Origin of the sequence: Citrobacter amalonaticus Y19 (genome assembly GCF_000981805.1) — a bacterium.
Lineage (GTDB): Bacteria > Pseudomonadota > Gammaproteobacteria > Enterobacterales > Enterobacteriaceae > Citrobacter_A > Citrobacter_A amalonaticus_C.
In genome coordinates this window covers 4,715,922-4,733,120 of the sequence record NZ_CP011132.1, presented here as the reverse complement: position 1 = coordinate 4,733,120, position 17,199 = coordinate 4,715,922, and the positions used below count along the sequence as shown (strand labels likewise).

Below are 17,199 nucleotides of genomic sequence, written 5' to 3'. Positions count from 1 at the left end.
GATTATTTTCTTAACCAGCTCAGACAGCAATCGCTGCCAGAAAGTGGTGGTGGGGGAAGGATTCGAACCTTCGAAGTCTGTGACGGCAGATTTACAGTCTGCTCCCTTTGGCCGCTCGGGAACCCCACCGGACTTGATGGTGCCGACTACCGGAATCGAACTGGTGACCTACTGATTACAAGTCAGTTGCTCTACCTACTGAGCTAAGTCGGCATCAAGTAGCGCGCATTCTATGGAGACCTGCGAACTCATGCAACTAAAAAATTGCATAAAATGTTCTATTGCTCACATTTTGCGCTATACGGCCAATAAATGACGTATTTTCAGTCAGCTTAGCATAAAATTTCGACATTACTCGGCTGCCCATTTCCTCCCACCTGTGCCAGTTGGCACTTCTCACGCGTCAAACCATCGCCTGTACATCTGGAATATGGGTCACATTACTTTTCAGGTAATGGCACGAGGAAGAGATTTTTTCTTATTATTCCCTTCCATCTGGTGTTACCCTCCTGCCCATTGTCCAAATTAACTGAAATGTGACGTGCCATTGCATGCCGGGGATGATGCGCTTTTTATCACCGCCCTGATGGTGTAATGACAGCCAGAAACATGCTTATGAGTATAAAAGAGCAAACGTTAATGACGCCTTACCTACAGTTTAACCGCAACCAGTGGGCTGCGCTTCGTGATTCCGTGCCGATGACCCTCACTGAAGAAGAGATCGCGCGGTTAAAAGGGATTAATGAAGATTTATCGCTGGAAGAAGTTGCAGAGATCTATTTACCCCTGTCGCGTTTGCTTAACTTCTATATCAGCTCGAACCTGCGCCGTCAGGCTGTTCTCGAACAGTTCCTGGGCACTAACGGTGAGCGCATTCCTTATATCATCAGTATTGCTGGCAGCGTGGCGGTAGGAAAAAGCACCACCGCGCGTGTATTACAGGCGTTACTGAGTCGTTGGCCAGAACATCGCCGCGTTGAGCTCATCACCACCGATGGCTTTCTTCATCCAAACCAGGTATTAAAAGACCGCGGGTTAATGAAGAAGAAAGGCTTTCCGGAATCGTATGACATGCACCGTCTGGTCAAGTTTGTCTCCGATCTCAAATCTGGTGTACCAAACGTCACCGCTCCGGTTTATTCGCATCTGATTTATGATGTGATCCCTGACGGGGATAAAACCGTTGCCCAGCCCGATATATTAATTCTCGAAGGACTCAATGTTTTGCAGAGCGGGATGGACTATCCGCACGACCCACATCATGTATTTGTTTCGGACTTCGTCGATTTTTCTATTTATGTTGATGCGCCGGAAGAGTTACTGCAGACATGGTATATCAATCGTTTTCTTAAATTCCGCGAGGGGGCGTTTACCGACCCCGACTCTTATTTCCATAACTATGCGAAACTGACGGAAGAGGAGGCAATCAATACCGCCACCTCATTATGGAAAGAAATTAACTGGCTGAATTTAAAGCAGAACATTTTACCCACGCGTGAGCGCGCAAGTCTCATCATGACCAAGAGCGCGAATCATGCCGTCGAACAGGTTCGCCTGCGGAAATAATTAAAAAAGGGAGCAAAAGCTCCCTTTTCATTATTCTGCGCTTCTCAGGGAGATTTCTCCCCCAACCCATGGTTTTATAATGCCATCCTGTTCCAGGAGTAATGCACCCTGCGCGTCAATCCCTCGCGAAATACCGTATATCTCTTTTTCGCCGATAATCAGTTTTACCTGACGATTGATAAAGTTATCCAGTTTTTCCCAACGGGAAAGATAAGGCGCCAGTCCTTCCTGCTCAAATAATTCCAACGCGGTACGCAATTCGCGAATGAGCCTCGCGGCCAGCGTGTTGCGATCGAGCGTAATCCCGGCTTCCTGCAGCGTAATCCATCCCTGATTCACCACGTTTTCTTCCACACGACGCATCGCCATGTTAATGCCAGCACCAATGACGATCTGCGCAGCATCGCCCGTCTTACCCGTTAACTCGACCAGGATCCCAGCCAGTTTACGATCCAGCAGATAGAGATCGTTAGGCCACTTCACCCGCACTTTATCAGCGCCCAGATCGCGCAGCACCTCGGCCATCACGATACCGATCACCAGGCTTAAGCCGATCGCTGCGGCCGGTCCCTGCTCCAGACGCCAGAACATCGAAAGATAAAGGTTTGCGCCAAAGGGGGAGAACCACTTACGTCCACGACGCCCACGGCCTGCCTGTTGATATTCCGCCACGCAGGCATCGCCTGACTGTAGCAAATCGATACGGTCCAGCAGGTACTGGTTGGTGGAATCGATAACCGGAAGCACAGCCACCGTACCGCTATCCAACTGGCTGTATATACGGTCGGCATCCAGTAACTGAATCGGCTCCGGCAAACTGTATCCTTTGCCCGGCACGGTAAAGACGTCAACGCCCCAGTCACGTAAGGTCTGGATATGTTTATTGATGGCAGCCCGACTCATCCCCAACTGTTCACCCAGCTGCTCGCCGGAATGAAACTCGCCATCGACCAGCAAGGAGATAAGCGTCAGAGGAACGGTATTATCCTTCATGCAATGATCTCCACAGCATTGACTTCACCTGTTTGCCCGATGAAGCGCACTTCAGGCTCCAGCCAGACGTTAAATTTTTCACCCACTTTTGTACGAACCAGGTGTGCAAGCTGGACAACATCTTCGCTTGTCGCATTATCCGCATTGATCAGCACCAGTGCCTGTTGACGATGCACTGCAGCCCCCCCGATCCCACGACCTTTCAACTGACACTGGTCTATGAGCCAACCTGCCGCCAGCTTTACTGAACCATCAGGCTGAGGATAATGAGGCGCATTCGGGAATTGGGACAATAATGCCCGTGCCGCATCAGCCACCACCACGGGGTTTTTAAAAAAGCTGCCTGCATTACCATTCACTTTTGGATCGGGCAGTTTCGTCATGCGCATATGGCAAACCGAATCAAACACCTGCTGAGGCGTTACCGTGACCGGATCCAGACGCGTCAGGTCACCATAGGTCAACACTGGCTGCCATTGCTTAGTCAGACGCAGACCCACTGCAACGATCGCGAAGTGATCCTGGTATTCATGTTTGAAGATACTGTCACGATAGCCAAATCGACACTCTGCCGCACTGACGCGCTGCGATTTTCCTGTCGCCAGCTCAACACAGTCAACGTAATCACAAACTCGCTGGAGCTCCACGCCGTAAGCACCAATATTCTGGATCGGTGAAGAACCTACACAGCCGGGGATCAGCGCCAGGTTTTCCAGACCCGGCATGCCAAGCTGTAGCGTGTGCTGTACCAGGTGATGCCAGTTTTCACCCGCACCGACATGCAGAAGCCATGCATCGGGTTGCTCTGTCACCTCAATGCCTTTGATACGGTTGACGATTACCGTTCCACGGAAGGTATCAAGAAACAGAACGTTACTCCCTTCACCCAGTATCAGTACCGGTTGTTGCAACGCATTTGCGGATTGCCAGGCACTGAGTAGCTGTTGTTCATTTTCGGCGCAAACAATCTTATTGGCATGTTGATCGATGCCAAAGGTATTCCAGGATTTAAGGGAGTGATTCATAGACGCTTTCCTGATGCAAAATCGCGGTTAGTTTACCGCATCTGCCGCAGTATGGCTTGTATTATGGCGGGATAGCGTTATACAGAGGGTTCCCCCTTGCCGTAGGCCGGATAAGGCGAGGCCGCCATCCGGCATTTTCCGTGGTGCACAGACGCAAAAAAGCCCATCCGTCAGGATGGGCTTCTTCACTGTTTGATGCCTGGCAGTTCCCTACTCTCACATGGGGAGACCCCACACTACCATCGGCGCTACGGCGTTTCACTTCTGAGTTCGGCATGGGGTCAGGTGGGACCACCGCGCTACAGCCGCCAGGCAAATTCTTGGTGCTCTGTACGCAATAATTTATCACATCAGCCGCGTTGGCTGCTCTCGTAAACTCAGTCACATACCTTTGTATGCTCCTTCCTTTACTTCGCTTGCCGCCTTGCTGCTGTGCAAACTATTGCGCACTTGCGTCTGAATCTAAGCTGAAAATATTCTCTCAAATCCGCCAAAACAGCTTCGGCGTTGTAAGGTTAAGCCTCACGGTTCATTAGTACCGGTTAGCTCAACGCATCGCTGCGCTTACACACCCGGCCTATCAACGTCGTCGTCTTCAACGTTCCTTCAGGACCCTTAAAGGGTCAGGGAGAACTCATCTCGGGGCAAGTTTCGTGCTTAGATGCTTTCAGCACTTATCTTTTCCGCATTTAGCTACCGGGCAGTGCCATTGGCATGACAACCCGAACACCAGTGATGCGTCCACTCCGGTCCTCTCGTACTAGGAGCAGCCCCCCCTCAATTCTCCAGCGCCCACGGCAGATAGGGACCGAACTGTCTCACGACGTTCTAAACCCAGCTCGCGTACCACTTTAAATGGCGAACAGCCATACCCTTGGGACCTACTTCAGCCCCAGGATGTGATGAGCCGACATCGAGGTGCCAAACACCGCCGTCGATATGAACTCTTGGGCGGTATCAGCCTGTTATCCCCGGAGTACCTTTTATCCGTTGAGCGATGGCCCTTCCATTCAGAACCACCGGATCACTAAGACCTGCTTTCGCACCTGCTCGCGCCGTCACGCTCGCAGTCAAGCTAGCTTATGCCTTTGCACTAACCTCCTGATGTCCGACCAGGATTAGCTAACCTTCGTGCTCCTCCGTTACTCTTTAGGAGGAGACCGCCCCAGTCAAACTACCCACCAGACACTGTCCGCAACCCCGATTAGGGGCCCACGTTAGAACACCAGCCATTAAAGGGTGGTATTTCAAGGTTGGCTCCATGCAGACTGGCGTCCACACTTCAAAGCCTCCCACCTATCCTACACATCAAGGACCAGTGTTCAGTGTCAAGCTATAGTAAAGGTTCACGGGGTCTTTCCGTCTTGCCGCGGGTACACTGCATCTTCACAGCGAGTTCAATTTCACTGAGTCTCGGGTGGAGACAGCCTGGCCATCATTACGCCATTCGTGCAGGTCGGAACTTACCCGACAAGGAATTTCGCTACCTTAGGACCGTTATAGTTACGGCCGCCGTTTACCGGGGCTTCGATCAAGAGCTTCTCCCTAAGGATAACCCCATCAATTAACCTTCCGGCACCGGGCAGGCGTCACACCGTATACGTCCACTTTCGTGTTTGCACAGTGCTGTGTTTTTAATAAACAGTTGCAGCCAGCTGGTATCTTCGACTGATTTCAGCTCCACGAGCAAGTCGCTTCACCTACCATCAGCGTGCCTTCTCCCGAAGTTACGGCACCATTTTGCCTAGTTCCTTCACCCGAGTTCTCTCAAGCGCCTTGGTATTCTCTACCTGACCACCTGTGTCGGTTTGGGGTACGATTTGATGTTACCTGATGCTTAGAGGCTTTTCCTGGAAGCAGGGCATTTGTTACTTCAGCACCGTAGTGCCTCGTCATCACGCCTCAGTGTTAAAGTGAACCGGATTTACCTGGAACACACACCTACACGCTTAAACCGGGACAACCGTCGCCCGGCCAACATAGCCTTCTCCGTCCCCCCTTCGCAGTAACACCAAGTACAGGAATATTAACCTGTTTCCCATCGACTACGCCTTTCGGCCTCGCCTTAGGGGTCGACTCACCCTGCCCCGATTAACGTTGGACAGGAACCCTTGGTCTTCCGGCGAGCGGGCTTTTCACCCGCTTTATCGTTACTTATGTCAGCATTCGCACTTCTGATACCTCCAGCATGCCTCACAGCACACCTTCGCAGGCTTACAGAACGCTCCCCTACCCAACAACACATAGTGTCGCTGCCGCAGCTTCGGTGCATGGTTTAGCCCCGTTACATCTTCCGCGCAGGCCGACTCGACCAGTGAGCTATTACGCTTTCTTTAAATGATGGCTGCTTCTAAGCCAACATCCTGGCTGTCTGAGCCTTCCCACATCGTTTCCCACTTAACCATGACTTTGGGACCTTAGCTGGCGGTCTGGGTTGTTTCCCTCTTCACGACGGACGTTAGCACCCGCCGTGTGTCTCCCGTGATAACATTCTTCGGTATTCGCAGTTTGCATCGGGTTGGTAAGTCGGGATGACCCCCTAGCCGAAACAGTGCTCTACCCCCGAAGATGAGTTCACGAGGCGCTACCTAAATAGCTTTCGGGGAGAACCAGCTATCTCCCGGTTTGATTGGCCTTTCACCCCCAGCCACAAGTCATCCGCTAATTTTTCAACATTAGTCGGTTCGGTCCTCCAGTTAGTGTTACCCAACCTTCAACCTGCCCATGGCTAGATCACCGGGTTTCGGGTCTATACCCTGCAACTTAACGCCCAGTTAAGACTCGGTTTCCCTTCGGCTCCCCTATTCGGTTAACCTTGCTACAGAATATAAGTCGCTGACCCATTATACAAAAGGTACGCAGTCACCCCATAAAAGAGGCTCCCACTGCTTGTACGTACACGGTTTCAGGTTCTTTTTCACTCCCCTCGCCGGGGTTCTTTTCGCCTTTCCCTCACGGTACTGGTTCACTATCGGTCAGTCAGGAGTATTTAGCCTTGGAGGATGGTCCCCCATATTCAGACAGGATACCACGTGTCCCGCCCTACTCATCGAGCTCACAACACATGCACTTTTGTGTACGGGGCTGTCACCCTGTATCGCCGGCCTTTCCAGACCGTTCCACTAACACACATGCTGATTCAGGCTCTGGGCTGCTCCCCGTTCGCTCGCCGCTACTGGGGGAATCTCGGTTGATTTCTTTTCCTCGGGGTACTTAGATGTTTCAGTTCCCCCGGTTCGCCTCGTTAAGCTATGTATTCACTTAACGATAGTGCAACGAATTGCACTGGGTTTCCCCATTCGGACATCGCCGGCTATAACGGTTCATATCACCTTACCGACGCTTTTCGCAGATTAGCACGTCCTTCATCGCCTCTGACTGCCAGGGCATCCACCGTGTACGCTTAGTCGCTTAACCTCACAACCCGAAGATGTTTCGTAAAACACCGTCAGTGTTGCGAAAATTTGAGAGACTCGAACACACATTGACTGTGTGTCGTTTCAATTTTCAGCTTGATCCAGATTTTTAAAGAGCAAAACTTCGCAGTGCACCTTTTCAGGTACACTCTGAAGTTTTCTTGATTACGTTCTACAGTATGGTGGAGCTATGCGGGATCGAACCGCAGACCTCCTGCGTGCAAAGCAGGCGCTCTCCCAGCTGAGCTATAGCCCCATACAGTGTAGTCAGAACCTCTGTACCGATAATTTTTCCTGAGACAAGGCGTGGAATGGCGAAGCATACTAAAGTATGCGAGTCGTTTCACAACGCAGTATTCAGGGAAAATCTGGTAGGCCTGAGTGGACTTGAACCACCGACCTCACCCTTATCAGGGGTGCGCTCTAACCACCTGAGCTACAAGCCTGTAGAGGTTTTACTGCTCGTTTTTCATCAGACAATCTGTGTGGACACTGCAAAGGAAAGGTTCTTTCAGGTAAGGAGGTGATCCAACCGCAGGTTCCCCTACGGTTACCTTGTTACGACTTCACCCCAGTCATGAATCACAAAGTGGTAAGCGCCCTCCCGAAGGTTAAGCTACCTACTTCTTTTGCAACCCACTCCCATGGTGTGACGGGCGGTGTGTACAAGGCCCGGGAACGTATTCACCGTGGCATTCTGATCCACGATTACTAGCGATTCCGACTTCATGGAGTCGAGTTGCAGACTCCAATCCGGACTACGACATACTTTATGAGGTCCGCTTACTCTCGCGAGGTCGCTTCTCTTTGTATATGCCATTGTAGCACGTGTGTAGCCCTGGTCGTAAGGGCCATGATGACTTGACGTCATCCCCACCTTCCTCCAGTTTATCACTGGCAGTCTCCTTTGAGTTCCCGGCCGGACCGCTGGCAACAAAGGATAAGGGTTGCGCTCGTTGCGGGACTTAACCCAACATTTCACAACACGAGCTGACGACAGCCATGCAGCACCTGTCTCACAGTTCCCGAAGGCACCAAGGCATCTCTGCCAAGTTCTGTGGATGTCAAGACCAGGTAAGGTTCTTCGCGTTGCATCGAATTAAACCACATGCTCCACCGCTTGTGCGGGCCCCCGTCAATTCATTTGAGTTTTAACCTTGCGGCCGTACTCCCCAGGCGGTCTATTTAACGCGTTAGCTCCGGAAGCCACTCCTCAAGGGAACAACCTCCAAATAGACATCGTTTACGGCGTGGACTACCAGGGTATCTAATCCTGTTTGCTCCCCACGCTTTCGCACCTGAGCGTCAGTCTTCGTCCAGGGGGCCGCCTTCGCCACCGGTATTCCTCCAGATCTCTACGCATTTCACCGCTACACCTGGAATTCTACCCCCTCTACGAGACTCAAGCCTGCCAGTTTCGAATGCAGTTCCCAGGTTGAGCCCGGGGATTTCACATCCGACTTGACAGACCGCCTGCGTGCGCTTTACGCCCAGTAATTCCGATTAACGCTTGCACCCTCCGTATTACCGCGGCTGCTGGCACGGAGTTAGCCGGTGCTTCTTCTGCGGGTAACGTCAATGAATGCGGTTATTAACCACATCCCCTTCCTCCCCGCTGAAAGTACTTTACAACCCGAAGGCCTTCTTCATACACGCGGCATGGCTGCATCAGGCTTGCGCCCATTGTGCAATATTCCCCACTGCTGCCTCCCGTAGGAGTCTGGACCGTGTCTCAGTTCCAGTGTGGCTGGTCATCCTCTCAGACCAGCTAGGGATCGTCGCCTTGGTGAGCCGTTACCTCACCAACTAGCTAATCCCATCTGGGCACATCCGATGGCAAGAGGCCCGAAGGTCCCCCTCTTTGGTCTTGCGACGTTATGCGGTATTAGCTACCGTTTCCAGTAGTTATCCCCCTCCATCGGGCAGTTTCCCAGACATTACTCACCCGTCCGCCACTCGTCAGCAAAGCAGCAAGCTGCTTCCTGTTACCGTTCGACTTGCATGTGTTAGGCCTGCCGCCAGCGTTCAATCTGAGCCATGATCAAACTCTTCAATTTAAGTTTGATGCTCATAGAATTAAACTTCGTAATGAATTACGTGTTCACTCTTGAGACTTGGTATTCATTTATCGTCCGAAGACGTTAAGAATCCATGTCACTTTGAGTGCCCACACAGATTGTCTGATAAATTGTTAAAGAGCAGTTGCGACGCGCTTTAGCGTTCTGTCGCGAGGTGGCGTATATTACGCTTTCCTCTTTCAGAGTCAAGCATTTATTTTTGCTTTTCTCTGTCGGTGTTCATCACTGATTTTCACCGGAGAACCCTGCTGACCCGGCGGCTTGCGTGCCGTTGTTCCGTGTCAGTGGAGGCGCATTATAGGGAGTTATTTCGGGCTGACAAGGGGAAATTTAAAATAATTTTCCGAGTGCGTAATATTTACCCAAAACAGGTTTAAACCGCCAGTTTTTCGAGCGATTCAAAGCCGTAGCGCTGCAAAACGGGCAATAATTGCTCAGTTTCCGGCGTCATCGCCATGCAATAGGCAATATTGGCATCCGTTGATTTCGCATCCGGCGCTTCATGTTCCAGTAACCAGGCCGTGCGACGTGCGATGGCCGCGCCGGAATCCACCAGCCGCGTCCCTTCAGGCAGGACCTGTAAGAGTTCTTCCTGTAACAGTGGAAAATGGGTGCACCCGAGCACCACCGTATCAGGCGGTTCCGGCATCCGCAGCCACGGACGCAGAATCCGTTGCAACTCTTCCAGCGGCACTGGCTCACCGTGCAACTTCGCTTCCGCCAACTCCACCAGTTCCGCTGACCCCAGCATGGCTATCTGGCACTCATTCGCAAAGCGCGCAATCAGCTCATGCGTATAAGGACGTTTCACCGTCCCGCGAGTTGCCAGTAACCCAACAATACCATTCGCCGTCAGTCGCGCCGCCGGTTTGATCGCCGGCACCACGCCCACGACCGGGAAAGCAAACTTCTCACGCAAAGCCGGAAGAGAGACCGTACTGGCCGTGTTACAGGCGATAACCGCCAGAGAGAGAGGATAACGCTGCTGTACCGCCGTCACGATCTCAACAACGCGCTCAACGATAAATGCCTCGCTCTTTTCCCCATAAGGAAAAGCCACGTTATCGAAAGCGTAGATATAGTGGAGATCCGGCAGGAGATGCCGGATCTCATCATAGACCGACAACCCACCGACACCGGAATCAAATACCAGCACGGTGGGGCGTGGATCAGAAGGTGTAGCTGCCAGACAAGGTGTATTCCCGTCCTGCAGTTTGGTAGCCATAAACTGTCTCGTAATCTTTATCGAACAGGTTGGCTATTTTACCACGAACTGTGAGATGTGAGGTGACCGGATATGAAAGTCCGATATCCCACACGCTCAGCCCGCCCATTTTCACCTTACGGGAATTGTCATAGTCGTAATCGTAGCGCTCGCCGATGTACTGATAGGTCACATCCCAGCCCAGTTCGTAGACCTGCCCGCTCAGCTCATACTTCACCTGCTGCTTGGCGCGGCGATAAAGTTGTTGATCGGTTTCATCATCGCGCGGATCAACATACTGCAACGTTAAGCGGTGATCGACCGGACCTGTTGTCAGGTTTCCCGTCCATTCCAGCCCTTTGATAGTCGCAGATTTGACGTTGAAGTAGGTATTGTTGTTGTAGTCGATCAGATTCTGGATTTTGTAGCGATAGGTCGACAAGCGCCAGTCAAGCGGACCGGTCAGCCCTTCCAGTCCGGCTTCCCATTGCTTCGACTCTTCAGGCTTCAGATTAGGGTTAGAGGCAATGCCAAAACGCTCCGCACCAAACTGTTGCCCCAGTGAAGGCGCAAGGAAGCCGGTGCCATAAGAGAGCGTCACTTTATAGTCATCAACAAACTGCCAACCCGCCGCCGTTTGCCAGGTGCCATGCCAACCAAACTGATCGTCATGGTCTTCACGACCAGAGGCTTCCAGCGTCACGCTGTCAATCTGCTGTTGCCCGGTCAAATAGAGGCCCGTGTTATCACGCTTATAGTTGTCTGTCCCATACTCGCCAAAGGACATCAGCTTTTCTTGCTTCCAGTCGACGCCTGCGCTGACAGCACCGTGCCCGACAATAACGTTGTTGCCCCACTGAACATAGCGTTGCTCCATGTCATCAAGGCTGTAACCTGTCGCATAGCGTCCATTCAGACTGCTGTAGTTGTAGTCCTTAATACGCTGGTAATTGGCGACCAGTTGTGAAGAGTAGATACCGGAATTGAAGCGCAGCCCCGTATCCCACGACTGGGTGTAATTCTGATGCTCGTCATTTCCGCCGTCATAACCCCAGTTCCCCTGGTCATAGTCGGCATTACTGGCATAACCGTAGCCACGGAAGTAGCCATCGAATTGATCGTTAAATTTGTGCTCAACGCCCCCCCAGAACAGCTTATTGCGATAACCATCTCGATCGCTATCACCGCTGTAACTGGAGCGCGGCTGAACATCGAAACCTTTGGTCGTCTGATACGCCCCGGCAGCGGTCACCACGGTATCGCCAAAACGCTGGCGGTAAGTGCCGTCATACTGCTGATAACCTTTTGACCCCACTCCCGCATTGATCTGCGAACGCTCTTCACCTGCCATGGTGATAATGTTCACCACGCCGCCAATTGCGCCGGACCCATAAATCGCTGAACGCGGGCCACGGATATACTCGATGCGCTGCACCAGCGAGACCGGAATCTGATCAATATCGGAGTTATTCGAAATGCCCGGACGGGCGACCGGGATACCATCCACTAACACCAGAACGTGTTTCGCTTCGGTACCACGCACAAACAGAGAAGAACTTTGTCCCATGCCTCCATTCTGGGCGACATCCACACCAGGCAGGCGACGCATGACATCAAGGACGGTGCGGGACTGCCAGCGTTCGATATCCTCACGCGTGACAATGTCAGTCGGAGCCAGAACGGTATTAACAGGTTGCTGAAAACGGTTTGCCGTCACGACAAGCGTGTCAGGCGTGGCATCCTGTGCCCAACCCGAAAAAGCCGTGACGGAGAGCGCCGTCAACAGCGATGTTTTTTTAATCATTGTAAAGCATCCACAATATAAGAAGGATGCCGCAGGTCCCACCGATAGTACGCGATGATGAAAACCAGTTGCGACGTTAGCCGGCAGGTCTTCGGGCTTGGAAGGGTATCCCCGTCAGGGATAACAGAAATGAAGACTTCCCACCCGAGGGCAGTGTCTGCTTACGCTCTCATCTCACCTTTCCTTACCGCTGCGCGTCAGCTCCAGATTTACACTGGATTCCCTATTAACTCACAGGACCGGCACACGGATGCTACAGTTTGTAACATCTTACTGTCCAGCGTGATTGTTAAATATCGGAAGTCATCAATGTCTGGACATCTGTTGAGCAATCCCTACAATCCCCGCGTACTTATATTTTTCAGGATACATCATGACCCCCGAACACCTTCCAACAGAACAGTATGACGCGCAGCTCGCCGAGAAAGTGGTGCGCTTGCAGAGTATGATGGCGCCCTTCTCTGGCCTGGTTCCGGAAGTGTTTCGCTCACCGGTCAGTCACTACCGTATGCGTGCGGAATTCCGCATCTGGCACGACGGTGATGACCTGTATCACATCATTTTTGATCAACAGAGCAAAAGCCGAATCCGCGTCAACAGCTTCCCGGCGGCGAGTGAGTTGATCAATCAGTTGATGACCACGATGATCGCTGGCGTACGTGACAACCGCGTGCTGCGCCATAAGCTGTTCCAGATTGATTATCTGACCACCATGAGCAATCAGGCGGTGGTCTCGCTGCTGTATCATAAAAAGCTGGACGATGAGTGGCGTGAAGCCGCCGAAGCGTTGCGCGATGCCCTGCGCGCGCAGAACCTGAACGTGCATCTGATTGGCCGCGCGACGAAAACGAAAATCGCGCTGGACCAGGATTACATCGACGAACGCTTGCCGGTCGCGGGTAAAGAGGTGATCTATCGTCAGGTCGAGAACAGCTTTACGCAGCCCAATGCGGCGATGAACATTCAGATGCTGGAATGGGCGCTGGATGCCACCCGCGAATCGAAAGGCGATCTGCTCGAACTGTACTGCGGGAATGGCAACTTTTCGCTCGCGCTGGCGCGCAACTTTGACCGCGTACTGGCGACCGAAATCGCCAAACCCTCGGTTGCCGCCGCACAATACAACATTGCGGCGAATCAGATTGATAACGTGCAGATTATCCGCATGGCGGCGGAAGAGTTTACGCAGGCGATGAACGGTGTGCGCGAGTTTAACCGCTTGCAGGGCATCGATCTCAAGAGCTATCAGTGCGAAACGATTTTTGTCGATCCGCCCCGCAGCGGTCTGGACAGCGAGACGGAGAAAATGGTGCAGGCGTATCCGCGTATTCTGTACATCTCCTGCAATCCGCAGACGCTGTGCAAGAACCTGGAAACCTTGAGCCAGACGCATAACGTCTCACGTCTGGCGCTGTTCGATCAGTTCCCGTATACGCACCATATGGAGTGCGGGGTATTGTTGACGGCGAAGTAATCGGTTATCGGCCGGATAAAGCATTTATGCCGCATCCGGCCTGAACGTCAACCGCGCTTATTCCGACACTTCCTGCTTGCGATTACGCATTTTCACGCCGATCCAGAAGACCAGAATGACCGACAGCACCGCCGGGAAGAAGTTAGAGCCGATATCCGGATACTCCGCGCGCACCACCGTGCTGTAAAGCAGAACGCCGAGAATAAAGCAGGCGGCAGCCAGACCCGGCAACCCCACAGGCATGGTGCGATTCTGATAACGTTGATGCAGACAGTACACCGTCAGCACCAGCGAGATAATCGGGAATACAGAGAACGGCACGATGGAGCTAAACAGCGCCGCGAATGTGCCATTGATCGACAAGCCAGCGACCAGCGCCAGCAACAGCGTACCTTTATCCTGAACTGACTGTTTCATTGCTCTTCCTTCACGTTACCCGGAATGAGGGTCATCTTCTCTTGTTCACGGCGATACCAGTAAAACGCGCCTTTCGAAATCATGCGCAGTTGCAGTACCAGTCGCTCTTCTAACTGTTGGCGTTGTTCCGCACCCACGTCCAGCGCCTCGGCGCCTGCACTGAAGACAATCGTCACCATCGCTTCGGCTTGCGCTTCAGTAAACGCACGCGGCATATGGTTTTCGAGTTCCAGATAATCCGCAAGTTCCGCGATAAAGTGCTGAATTTCTCGCGCAACGGCGGCACGGAAAGCCGCTGAGGTGCCAGAACGTTCACGCAATAATAAACGGAAGGCGTTGGGGTTGTTACCGATGAACTCCATAAATGTAGAGACCGAGGTGCGGATCACACTCCCGCCCTTGGCGATACGCTGACGTGCCTGGCGCATCAACTGACGCAGCATCAAACCGCTTTCATCGACCATGGTCAGGCCGAGTTCATCAACATCACGGAAATGACGATAAAAGGAGGTTGGCGCAATGCCCGCTTCGCGTGCGACTTCACGCAAACTCAGGCTGGCGAAGCTACGCTCCGCGCTCAGTTGACTAAATGCGGCCTCAACCAGCGAACGCCGGGTTTTTTCTTTTTGCTGCGCTCTAACGCCCATCACGATGTCTGAATCCTTCCATATGTCTTGTCTGGCACTATACCAGAGTTCAAAGTTAATCTGCTTGTTCCGCTTTGTGAATGATTGTTTACGCGCAGTTTGTGCTTCAGCCTCGCAAAAAAGCACAACGATAATTGGGTTATCCCGGCAATGATGTTACTATTCTGTTGCTTTTATGTATAAGAACAGGTAAGCCTTACCATGCCACATTCCTACGATTACGATGCCATAGTAATAGGTTCCGGCCCCGGCGGCGAAGGCGCTGCAATGGGTCTGGTTAAGCAAGGAGCTCGCGTTGCCGTTATCGAGCGTTATCATAACGTTGGCGGCGGTTGCACCCACTGGGGCACCATCCCGTCGAAAGCGCTCCGTCACGCAGTCAGTCGTATTATCGAATTCAATCAGAACCCCCTTTACAGCGATCATTCCCGCCTGCTTCGTTCCTCATTCGCCGATATTCTCAACCATGCCGACAACGTGATTAATCAACAAACACGGATGCGTCAGGGTTTTTATGAGCGTAACCACTGCGAAATCTTGCAGGGCAACGCCCATTTTGTTGACGAACACACGCTGGCGCTGGAATGTCATGACGGTACGGTTGAGACCCTGACGGCAGAGAAATTTGTCATTGCCTGCGGATCGCGCCCTTATCATCCGACAGACGTGGACTTCTCACATCCGCGCATTTATGACAGCGATTCGATCCTCAGCCTGCACCACGAACCTCGCCATGTCATTATTTATGGCGCCGGGGTGATCGGCTGCGAATATGCGTCGATCTTCCGCGGAATGGAGGTCAAAGTTGACCTTATCAACACCCGTGACCGTCTGCTGGCGTTCCTCGATCAGGAGATGTCCGACTCCCTCTCTTATCACTTCTGGAACAGCGGCGTCGTCATTCGCCACAATGAAGAATATGAGAAGATCGAAGGCTGCGACGACGGCGTGATCATGCACCTGAAGTCCGGTAAGAAACTGAAAGCCGACTGCCTGCTGTATGCCAATGGTCGTACCGGGAATACCGATTCCCTGGCGTTACAGAATATCGGTCTGGAAACCGACAGCCGGGGTCAGCTCAAGGTCAACAGCATGTACCAGACCGCCCTGCCGCACGTTTACGCGGTGGGTGATGTGATTGGTTACCCGAGCCTGGCATCCGCGGCATACGACCAGGGACGCATTGCCGCCCAGGCGCTGGTGAAAGGGGAAGCGAACGCGCACCTGATTGAAGATATCCCCACCGGCATTTACACCATTCCGGAAATCAGCTCCGTTGGTAAAACCGAACAGCAGCTGACGGCGATGAAAGTGCCTTACGAAGTGGGACGCGCCCAGTTTAAACACCTGGCGCGGGCGCAAATCGTCGGCATGAACGTGGGCACGCTGAAGATTTTGTTCCATCGGGAAACCAAAGAGATTCTAGGAATTCACTGCTTTGGCGAGCGCGCAGCCGAGATTATTCACATCGGTCAGGCGATTATGGAGCAGAAAGGTGGCGGTAACACAATTGAGTACTTCGTTAACACCACCTTTAACTACCCGACCATGGCGGAAGCCTATCGGGTCGCTGCGCTAAATGGCTTAAACCGCCTTTTTTAACGCATTGTCGAAATGGCCATCCATCGCACCACGGATGGCCTCTGCCAGTTGCTCATAACGACTGCGCAAAGGTGACCCAGGACGATAAACCAGTCCCACTGTGCGACGCGGCTCAGGCTTAATGCAGGGCAGATACACAACGCCATCGCGTTTGCGTTCCTGTGGAACCGCCAGCGCTGGCAGCAACGTAATCCCGCTTCCCGCCGCCACCATGTTACGCAGCGTTTCCAGACTGGTCGCGCGGAAGTGGGTGTCTTCGTCAGCCCCCGCTTCAAAGCAGAAACCCATCGCCTGATCGCGCAGACAGTGGCCGTCCTCCAGCATCAGCAGTTTTTCGCCGGCCAGATCGGACATCGGCACGCATTCGCGATTCGCCCACGGGTGATCCTCATAGATCGCCAGTTGCATCGGCTCGTCGAACAGCGGCACTTCAATAAATGCCTCGCTCTCTTTCACCAGCGCCAGGATCACGCAATCGAGTTTGCCGCTATCCAGTTGTGCCAGCAACTGATGGGTTTGCGCTTCATGCAGATACATTTCCAGCTTCGGGAAAGTCTGGTGCAGCATCGGAATAATATGCGGCAGCAGGTAAGGACCAACGGTGGGAATCAAACCAATGTGCAGTGGACCTGACATGGTCTCACCCTGTTGGCTTGCCATCTCCTTGAGCACTTTGACCTCACGCAGCACGGTACGTGCCTGATCCACCAGCAGTAAACCTGCCTGGGTGAACAGCACTTTACGACTCGTACGCTCCAGCAGCATTACGCCCAGCTCATCTTCCAGCTTGCGGATTTGACCGCTCAACGTTGGCTGGCTGACGTGACAGGAGTCCGCCGCGCGCCGAAAGTGGCGATGTTCGGCTAATGCCACCAGGTATTCAAGATCACGAATATTCATTATTCATCCTCCATCGCCACGATAGTTCATGGCGATAGGTAGCATAGCAACGAACGATTATCCCTATCAAGCT

General features: G+C 52.7%; 10 protein-coding genes, 4 tRNA genes, 3 rRNA genes, 1 pseudogene and 1 riboswitch. Of the genes and pseudogenes, 4 read left to right on the top strand and 14 right to left on the bottom strand.

Annotated elements, in window-relative coordinates; translation table 11 throughout:
- Positions 1–44: 44 nt before the first annotated feature.
- Together F384_RS21885 and F384_RS21880 are read right to left on the bottom strand one after the other, a co-directional pair.
- Positions 45–129: transfer RNA gene (locus F384_RS21885), tRNA-Tyr, on the bottom strand.
- Between the two features lie 8 nt (positions 130–137).
- Positions 138–213, bottom strand: a tRNA-Thr gene (locus F384_RS21880).
- Positions 214–232: 19 nt separating this feature from the next.
- Here F384_RS21880 and F384_RS30500 point away from each other — a divergent pair.
- Both F384_RS30500 and coaA read left to right on the top strand, forming a co-directional pair.
- Positions 233–313, top strand: a pseudogene (locus F384_RS30500) (hypothetical protein); the annotation flags it as partial.
- Between the two features lie 302 nt (positions 314–615).
- Positions 616–1,566: a type I pantothenate kinase gene (gene coaA / locus F384_RS21875; RefSeq protein ID WP_080950007.1), complete on the top strand. Its 951-nt coding sequence runs from the start codon at positions 616–618 to the stop codon at positions 1,564–1,566.
- A 30-nt stretch (positions 1,567–1,596) separates the two neighbouring features.
- Here the strand turns inward: coaA and birA are convergent, their stop codons facing one another.
- The 9 genes from birA to btuB all read right to left on the bottom strand — a co-directional run bounded on the left by birA (position 1,597) and on the right by btuB (position 12,086).
- Entirely contained in the window at positions 1,597–2,559 is a 963-nt protein-coding gene (gene birA, locus F384_RS21870) for a bifunctional biotin--[acetyl-CoA-carboxylase] ligase/biotin operon repressor BirA (RefSeq protein ID WP_046493546.1), read from the bottom strand.
- Positions 2,556–3,584 carry a UDP-N-acetylmuramate dehydrogenase gene (gene murB / locus F384_RS21865; RefSeq protein ID WP_046493544.1) on the bottom strand — a complete coding sequence of 343 codons (1,029 nt, stop codon included), beginning with the start codon at positions 3,582–3,584 and terminating at the stop codon, positions 2,556–2,558. Before murB ends, birA begins: the two co-directional genes overlap by 4 nt.
- 197 nt (positions 3,585–3,781) lie before the next feature.
- Positions 3,782–3,897: ribosomal RNA gene (gene rrf / locus F384_RS21860) — 5S ribosomal RNA — on the bottom strand.
- A gap of 198 nt (positions 3,898–4,095) precedes the next feature.
- Positions 4,096–7,001 (bottom strand): 23S ribosomal RNA (locus tag F384_RS21855).
- A gap of 179 nt (positions 7,002–7,180) precedes the next feature.
- A tRNA-Ala gene (locus F384_RS21850) sits at positions 7,181–7,256 on the bottom strand.
- Positions 7,257–7,369: 113 nt separating this feature from the next.
- Positions 7,370–7,446: transfer RNA gene (locus tag F384_RS21845), tRNA-Ile, on the bottom strand.
- Between the two features lie 70 nt (positions 7,447–7,516).
- A 16S ribosomal RNA gene (locus F384_RS21840) occupies positions 7,517–9,057 on the bottom strand.
- Together the 16S, 23S and 5S rRNA genes with 2 tRNA genes alongside form the textbook arrangement of a ribosomal RNA operon.
- Positions 9,058–9,451: 394 nt before the next feature.
- The gene (gene murI / locus F384_RS21835) at positions 9,452–10,303 is read right to left on the bottom strand and encodes a glutamate racemase (RefSeq protein ID WP_046493542.1); all 852 of its coding nucleotides are present in this window, start codon (positions 10,301–10,303) and stop codon (positions 9,452–9,454) included.
- Positions 10,248–12,086 (bottom strand): TonB-dependent vitamin B12 receptor BtuB, encoded by a 1,839-nt coding sequence (gene btuB, locus F384_RS21830; protein ID WP_046493538.1) that lies wholly within the window; start codon positions 12,084–12,086, stop codon positions 10,248–10,250. Before btuB ends, murI begins: the two co-directional genes overlap by 56 nt.
- A 64-nt stretch (positions 12,087–12,150) precedes the next feature.
- A riboswitch (cobalamin riboswitch) is annotated at positions 12,151–12,345 on the bottom strand.
- A 114-nt stretch (positions 12,346–12,459) separates the two neighbouring features.
- Between btuB and trmA the strand changes: the two genes are divergently transcribed.
- A complete protein-coding gene (trmA, locus tag F384_RS21825) occupies positions 12,460–13,560 on the top strand; it encodes a tRNA (uridine(54)-C5)-methyltransferase TrmA (RefSeq protein WP_046493537.1) in 1,101 nt (366 codons plus the stop codon).
- A gap of 57 nt (positions 13,561–13,617) precedes the next feature.
- On the opposite strand, the gene F384_RS21820 is transcribed toward trmA, so the two are convergent.
- Positions 13,618–13,977, bottom strand: coding sequence for a YijD family membrane protein (locus F384_RS21820; protein ID WP_046493534.1), 360 nt, complete (start codon positions 13,975–13,977; stop codon positions 13,618–13,620).
- The gene (gene fabR, locus F384_RS21815) at positions 13,974–14,627 is read right to left on the bottom strand and encodes an HTH-type transcriptional repressor FabR (RefSeq protein WP_080950006.1); all 654 of its coding nucleotides are present in this window, start codon (positions 14,625–14,627) and stop codon (positions 13,974–13,976) included. The genes F384_RS21820 and fabR overlap by 4 nt, the downstream gene beginning before the upstream one ends.
- 198 nt (positions 14,628–14,825) lie before the next feature.
- On the opposite strand from fabR, the gene sthA reads away from it, so the two are divergent.
- Complete coding sequence (sthA, locus tag F384_RS21810; RefSeq protein WP_046493527.1) at positions 14,826–16,226, top strand: Si-specific NAD(P)(+) transhydrogenase; 1,401 nt, start codon at positions 14,826–14,828, stop codon at positions 16,224–16,226.
- Here sthA and oxyR read toward each other — a convergent pair.
- Positions 16,209–17,126: a DNA-binding transcriptional regulator OxyR gene (oxyR, locus tag F384_RS21805; RefSeq protein ID WP_046493525.1), complete on the bottom strand. Its 918-nt coding sequence runs from the start codon at positions 17,124–17,126 to the stop codon at positions 16,209–16,211. The two genes, sthA and oxyR, sit on opposite strands and share 18 nt — an antisense overlap.
- Positions 17,127–17,199: the final 73 nt, after the last annotated feature.